This is a genomic window from Pedobacter sp. 10L46_2 (genome assembly GCF_056395165.1).
In genome coordinates, this window is the sequence record NZ_JBFTIZ010000197.1 from 1 (window position 1) to 7,673 (window position 7,673).

Genomic DNA, 7,673 nt, shown 5'->3' on the forward strand with positions numbered 1-7,673 from the left:
CCTGCTCTTCATACCCACCCGTGGTAAAAGGTGATTAAGGGCCTCTATTTTTTCTACGCCTTCCCACCAGAGGTGCCGAAATTCAAATGCACCTGAGGCATGAAATAAAGTAATGATGTCGGTTTCGTATACTCTTGATACGGAGTGTGTTTTCTTTTTTCCGGAAAGATCTAATGGAGGTAAAGGGTCATCAGGTATTTCATTTTTTAATTGGCTCAGCTGAGTGTAATGAAAGTGTATTTCCCCCGTTTCTGTCTGTTTCATACTGTCAGTCCAACTCATCCAGTCTGTAAAATCAGCCGGTGGGTGATTATCCAGAAGGTCTTTGGTTACCAGCCAATATTCATGTTGTGCGATGTCGTTCTTCAAAAGCTGGTGCGCAACAATAACATCTTTGCCAATCAGTTTACTGAAATTCTTTACATTATACCCGGCAAATTCACCGTAGTGTGTAATTACTTTTAAGGAAAGATTGGCAGCAGAAATACAGGCCTTGCACTGGCAATACCTCCTTTGATCATAAGTCATAAGGTTCTTGTGAAACAGACAAAACATCTTCTCTACCTGCTTGTACAGCTCTTTGAGTTGCGGCGGTTCTCCGAATTTGTAAAAAAGAATGGCATCACCTTCTATTTCGGAAACTTCGAGACCAATTTGATTTGCATTAATAAGCAATTCAAGCAATTCCTGTATGATTATGCGGCTGTGATTAATTTCTGATTCTGTTACAAATCGAGTGAAGCCACTAATGTCAGGGATAAAAAGCAGACCCTTTGTTTCCATTTCATATTAAAGTTACAAACAATAAATCATTAGGCAATCATCAGCGCAGATCTAATGTTTGATAAACAGCTTTCGAAAAGAATTTTACATTTCTTCGTAACCTATTGGCGTAGAATTCATCTTATTGTTATAAATACACACATCGATAATGAAAATACATTTACTTTTTGCATTCTTTTTATGCTTATATATTTTGCCTTTTGAAGTTGTAGCGCAACAAAATGGCAAAATAACCGGAACGGTTAGGGATGACAAGCAAACCCTGCCTTCGGTAAGCGTACTTTTATATTCTGCCAAAGATTCTGTACTGGTTACCACAGGGATGACCGATGGAGAGGGTAAGTTTAATCTTCCAGCAGTTCCGGGAGCTTATTATGTTTTATCAACTTTTGTTGGTTATAATAAAGTGAAAACACCGGTATTTGAACTTAAGGGTTCAACTTATGAGCTGCCAGCAATTGTGCTTAAAGAAAACACAAATAAATTAAATGAGGTAAGTATTACAGCATCAAAGCCTGTTTTGGAACGAAAAGGGGATAAACTGATTTTTAATATTGAGGCTACACCCTCTGCCGCCGGACTTAATGGCCTGGAGGTGCTCAGAAAGGCACCGGGAGTTACCATTGATCATAATGAGAATATCTCTCTTGCCGGCAAAGGCAATGTACTGGTAACTATTGACGGCAAACAGACTTATTTGAGTAGCGCCGAAGTAGTAAGCTTGCTTAAGTCTATGCCAAGTTCTGAGATCGAAAGTATCGAGATCATCAACAATCCGGGTGCGCGATATGATGCAAATAGTACGGGTGGAATCATCAACATCAAAACAAAGAAAAGTCTTGCCATTGGCTTTAATGGTAATTTGACGCTTGGTGTTGGTTATAATAAACGTTTACAAGCCAACCCAGGTATTAACCTAAACTATCGCAGGCAATTTTTTAATGTATTTGGGTCTTATGACTACAATAGATGGCCTTTTCAGGAGAACCTTACCATTGACAGGGTAACTCCCGGTATGAATTCAAAACAATTGTATTTTAGCCAGAGAAATAGGGATACTTCAGTTTTTGCGTCGAATAATTTTAAAATTGGAACAGATTTCTTTCTGACCAAAAACCATACAATTGGTGTTTTGCTTAAGGGTAATTTGAATGGATTTGATCAAAATGGTTTTAGCAGAATTACGATTGGCGATTCGTTTGCAAAACCAGATTCCATATTGCAAACTCCGGGCAAAAACTCAACAGATCGTAAGAATTTTTCGTACAATATCAACTATAAGGGGATATTGGATACCGCAGGGCAGGAAATTACTATTGATGCAGACTACTCAACATTTAACGGGGATAACAAAGCGAGTTTTGTAAATCGCTTTTTCCTTCCTGATGGAACTTTTTTTAAGGACGGACAGATATATAGGAATTTTTCGCCTTCGGATATCAACATTAAAGCCATTAAAGCAGATTATGTATTACCGCTTAATAAAGTGTTCAAGCTTGAAACAGGTATCAAGGTAGCCAGTGTGAAAAGCGATAACAATTTCGTTTATGAGAATGATGTTAATGGAGAGTGGATAAAGGACAACAGCCGTAGCAATCGCTTTAAGTACGACGAACAGGTAAGTGCTGCTTATGCGATTTTGAACATCAGTACAGGTAAATTCTCGGTGCAAACTGGTCTTCGTGCAGAACGGACTCAGTCTACAGGTAATTCGGTTACAATAAATCAGTTGAATAAGCGAACCTATACTGATTTTTTCCCTTCGTTAACATTTAGCCGAAATTTCGATGCGGATAATGTTGCCAGTGTGTCTTATTCGAGAAAGATTAACAGACCAAATTATCAGAACCTTAATCCATTTATTTTTTACCTTGATCAGTATACCTACAACGAGGGTAATCCTAACCTTAAACCGGAATATTCTACAAATTTTGAAGCGACTTATTTATGGAAACAAAAATATAGCGTTGCGTTTGCCTATTCACATACATCGGATGTAATCACACAGATCTTATTACAGAATGAAGCCAAAAAATCGATGTACCAGACGGTACTTAACCTTGCTTCTAATGATGTGGTATCACTTACGCTTAATTTCCCCGTAAAAATAAGTAAATGGTGGAACCTGAATAATAATCTTGTTGGTTATCATAAACAAATCCAGGCACCGGATCTTAACGGAACAGATCTTAATTCGAAGCAATTCAGTGCCAGTTTGTATACTCAGAACAATTTTACACTAAACAAGCTCTTCAGTGCAGACGCTTCAGTATATGCCAGTACGGCACAGATAGATGGAGGATTTAAAGTGAAAAGTATGCTGACCGCTGATGCAGGCCTGCGTTACAGTTTTCCAAACCAGAATGGTAATTTGAAACTCGGAGTTGGTGATATTTTTCATAGTCAGAGGGGCAGGGTATTTAGCACACTGGCTGGTAATGTATATAACCTTGAGCAATGGGGTACTTCGACCAATGTGAGGCTAACTTTCACCTATCGTTTCGGAAAAACCAGTGTTAAGTCTGAACGAAGCAGACAGACAGGGCTTGACGCGGAACAAAAAAGACTGGGAGGGAAATAAAACACCAATTTCTTATCGGGTCGAAAATCAGTCTTTTTTGGAAAATTGAATTTCTAAATCCCGGAGTACTTTATCATATCCTTTCCTGTCAATAAAAGCATTAGGATTATAAGCGCCACCGGCTTTGTGCTTCTTATAAAGCCCAAACTGGCTGGCATGAGAGGAAAGCCAGATATCGAATGTGAGCTTTTTCATGGCGCCTATTGTATAAGCATAGTCCTTAGCGATTTCAGGATAGGAAGTTACTTCGGAGAATTTTTTCTCCGTCACGATTGTAGGCATATTGGCAATTAAGACCTTATAAATCCGGTCTTTGTCTTTTACATCGAACAAGAAGCTACAAGAACCCTTTGTATGACCTGGATGATGGAGCATAACCAGCTTCATATCATCCAAACCCACGGTATCACCATTATGCAATAAACGATCAGTTTTTATTGGTTCATAAGTAGGTCCATGACCTCCTAATGCATAATCTGAACTGCCCCCATCCGCTGCAACCGCGGCGTCCTTTTCATCCACCATAAATTTAGCTCCGGTTGCTTTTTTAATTGCCGACATAGCTCCCATATGGTCATAGTGTGCCTGCGTGGTCAGTAATATCTTGATATCATTAAATTTGAAACCCAAGGTTTCAACATTTGCCTTAATCACTGACAGAGAAGTGGCAAGCCCGGTATTAATGAGGATATTCCCTTTTGGGGTCACAATGAGATAGCAGGCCAGATCTTCTGTGCCCACATAATATAAATTGCCGGCAATGCGAAAAGGCTGATAAGATTTAGACCATTCTATTGGCGTATCTTTTGGTTCTTTTACCTGTTGAGCTGTTGCAAGAAAAGAACTAAAAAATAAAATAACCGTAAGAGTATTGAAATAGTGTCTAAACATAGGAAATGATTTTAAAGCTAATATATGGGAAATACTTCTGAAAGCATCATAGTCCAATAGCCTGAAGCCATGCCACTAAAGCTGCACCTACCTGAACTGGAGAGTCTTCTTGTGGATAATGAAGACCCTTTACGACAACTTTTGTGGTATTGGGCAGACTGTTGCAAAACTGTTTTGCATCGGGAGAGCTCATACCGGGATTCGCCTCGATATACAGTTTTGGTACCGCGCTTTTCTTTAGCCAAGCCGTATACCTGGTAGCTACAGATGTAAATGCATTTGGTTCTGCATCAAAGGGGAGTTGACGTGCCCAGGATAGCATTGGTCGCCGTGATTCTCCAGGTACAACAAAGGGCCTGCGGTATTCATCGTGTTCTTCTTTTGTTAGTGGATTTATGTGCGATAAGGGGATGTTAACTTCAAGAAATGAGTTTTCCTCGAGTATCATTTTTTCACCTTCAGGAGAGCGTAGGGCCTGAAAGATTTCCTTTCCTTTTGGAGGCATCTGTTCCCATTTGTAGGGAACGGTAATAGATTCCATAAACGCGATCCCTTTAACGGCATTAGGATGTCTGCTTGCCCAGTAGAATGCCAATGCTGAACCCCAATCATGAACTACAAATGTTATGTTCTTTTTAATTCCAAGTTTTTCGTAGAAAGCATCCAGATATCGACTGTTTTCGGCGAAAGTGTGTGATTTCGGATCTGAAATCTTTTCTGAATCGCCCATCCCAATTAGATCAGGAGCGATACAGCGCCCTAAGTTGGATACCTGTGGAATGATGTTTCTCCATACATAAGATGAAGTGGGATTGCCGTGTAAAAATACAATAGGATCACCAGTTCCGGTTTCTATATAAGCGATATCTTTTCCAAGTACGGTGACGTGTTTTTTTTCGGATGCCTGTGATGTGAGGGCGCTGGTAATAGCGATAATTAAAGGTAAATGTTTCATGTGCTGGTAATTTAATAATACAAAATTATGCTACACTGAAAATCAAAAATTGTACAAAATCAAGTTTTATCCTATTTCGGGATTCACCATTTCGGGAGGCCTTTTTTAAAGAACTGACCAGGGCTTTCGCCTGTAAATGTCTTGAAATCCCTATTGAAATGGGCTTGATCGAAGAATCCAGTTTCCTGTGAAACTGCAGTAAGATTTTGATGAGATTGGTAAGTGCTGATGACGGAACGGATTCTGATGATGGATGAGAAGTGTTTAGGAGAGGTACCTATCTGGCTGCGGAAACGCTTTTCGAAAGAATCGATGTTGATGTTCAGTGTAGCGGCAAGATCTTTTATTTTATAATTACCGCTTGTGGATTTGATGATATCAACAGCCTTACTGATCATAGGATCTTTACCATTTCTTTTAAGTTGTGTGATCAGAAAGGTTTCTACTGCGGCTATACGTTCGGCATGCGTTTGAATCGTTTCCAGGTTTTCTTCAAGTCGCTGAACCTGTCCAATGGGAAATACGGTGTCGAGATTTGTGGTCAGCCCCAAAAATTCGTTTAGGGGAGTGTTTATAAAAGCTGTGGCACCGCCTTCATTGAAAAGCACCAGTAGTACTGCTGAGCCGGAGGTATAGTATACCGGGCGTGCAACTTTAGACATTCCAGTAATCCCAAATCCCAGATTATTGTGGCTATTGTTTAGGTATATTGCGCCTTTAAAACGTAATGCCATAACAGGCGCGGTACCAGGTAATAATTGCCTGGTTAAATCACCTTCACTTTCTGTAACCAAAAAGCGGTTTACAAAAGGCTTAAGCACATCGGATGGAAGAAATTGATGAACTTTCATTACGTTTGCTATAACCAAATATAACTCTTTGCCTGGATCTTATTACGGATCGATGTAACTTTATAAAATGAGGGAGTATCATAAATTATGATACTCCCTCATTTTATAAAGTTACATGGCCAGCTTAGTATAACCTACCAGAATTTTACATATAATGCAGCAATGATCAGGAGCGTTATCACAATCAGAGCCAATGTAGATGGAGAAACTTTGAACATGGATTTATCCAGTTCAAATGCTTTAGGATTTACTTTAGGACCAGCCAAACTCATTACAATCATAATGGCCATAGTAAAGAAGAAAGAAAGACCCATGCAGATATGGAATGGAATTTCAAAACCACCTTTGCCATTAGGGTAGGCCGTATATAAGAAAGTATCGTTACCCAGCAGACTCGGTGCCATTTCGTTAAAGAATACCGAAAACAGGAAACCTGCCAATACCCCGGCGATGGCCGCACTACCAGTGGTTCTTTTCCAGAACATACCAAGAATAAACATGGCAAATACACCCGGACTAATGAAGCCAGTATATTTCTGAATGAAAGTAAAACCACCTTCACCACCAATGCCTAATAAATCGTTCCAGGTAAAGAGAACTGCCAGAATCATACCTATAAATACTGTTGATCTGCCAACTAATACGAGGTTCTTTTCTTCTGTACCTTTCTTGAAATATTTTGCATAAATATCGAGTGTAAAGATTGTGGAGATACTGTTTACTTTACCAGCAAGTGAGGCTACAATAGCTGCGGTAAGTGCAGCTACGGATAGCCCTTTAAGACCTGTAGGTAAAAAGGTAAGAATGGCTGAATATGCACCATCTTTGCCACCGATCAATTGAGGCAGGTGCCCGCCTTTGTACAATACATAGGCTGCAATACCCGGCAACATCACGATCAATGGCATCATCAGCTTCAAAAGGCCAGCGAAAAGTATTCCCGTTCTTGCGGTTTGCAGATCTGCACCAAGTGCGCGCTGAGTGATATACTGGTTACATCCCCAATAATTGAGGTTGATGATCCAGATACCAGCTACGTAAGAAGCTAGTCCCGGGAAAGTCAGGTATTTGCTGATCTCATTTTGGGTGGATTCTGCGGTAGGTTTAGGGATGATCATTTTGAAATGCTCTGGAGCCTGTTCCATTAAAACATTGAAACCGGCAATGGCATTTGCTCCAACACCGAACTTCTCGCCCACAACAGTCAGTGCGATGTATGTGGTTACTAATCCACCAAAAATCAATACCGCCACCTGGATTACGTCGGTATAGGCAACTACTTTCATTCCCCCTAAAGAGATGATCAGTGCAAATACCGCAAGCCCGATCATAATCACATGCAGGTAATCTCCACCTGTGAGCCCGTTAATGGCCACTGCACCCAAATAAAGAATGGACGTTAGGTTTACAAACACATATAAAAACAGCCAGAAAATGGCCATGATTAATGCTACCGACTCATTGTACCTGGTCTTTAGAAATTGAGGCATGGTGTAGATCTTGTTCTTAAGATAGACCGGGATGAACCATACGGCTACAATAATAAGTGCGATTGCTGCAATCCACTCGTATGCGGCCACTGCAATACCAAGAAAAAAACCCTCACCACTCA

The 7,673-nt window shown here is 40.2% G+C and carries 6 protein-coding genes; 1 reads left to right on the top strand and 5 read right to left on the bottom strand.

Annotated features, from left to right (window positions below; genetic code table 11):
- A partial coding sequence (locus AC1DDX_RS18540) for a DUF2652 domain-containing protein (RefSeq protein ID WP_477622392.1) occupies positions 1–783 on the bottom strand: 783 nt, incomplete at its 3' end.
- A gap of 148 nt (positions 784–931) precedes the next feature.
- On the opposite strand from AC1DDX_RS18540, the gene AC1DDX_RS18545 reads away from it, so the two are divergent.
- Positions 932–3,364, top strand: coding sequence for a TonB-dependent receptor domain-containing protein (locus tag AC1DDX_RS18545; protein WP_337716759.1), 2,433 nt, complete (start codon positions 932–934; stop codon positions 3,362–3,364).
- 27 nt (positions 3,365–3,391) lie between these two features.
- Here AC1DDX_RS18545 and bla read toward each other — a convergent pair whose 3' ends face one another.
- The 4 genes from bla to AC1DDX_RS18565 all read right to left on the bottom strand — a co-directional run.
- Positions 3,392–4,255 carry a subclass B3 metallo-beta-lactamase gene (bla, locus tag AC1DDX_RS18550; RefSeq protein WP_337716761.1) on the bottom strand — a complete coding sequence of 288 codons (864 nt, stop codon included), beginning with the start codon at positions 4,253–4,255 and terminating at the stop codon, positions 3,392–3,394.
- Between the two features lie 46 nt (positions 4,256–4,301).
- Positions 4,302–5,210, bottom strand: a complete 909-nt coding sequence (locus AC1DDX_RS18555; protein WP_337716763.1) for a haloalkane dehalogenase — start codon at positions 5,208–5,210, stop codon at positions 4,302–4,304.
- Between the two features lie 83 nt (positions 5,211–5,293).
- Positions 5,294–6,061 (bottom strand): helix-turn-helix domain-containing protein, encoded by a 768-nt coding sequence (locus AC1DDX_RS18560; RefSeq protein ID WP_172660038.1) that lies wholly within the window; start codon positions 6,059–6,061, stop codon positions 5,294–5,296.
- 134 nt (positions 6,062–6,195) lie between these two features.
- A partial coding sequence (locus tag AC1DDX_RS18565; protein ID WP_477622393.1) for a sodium:solute symporter family transporter occupies positions 6,196–7,673 on the bottom strand: 1,478 nt, incomplete at its 5' end.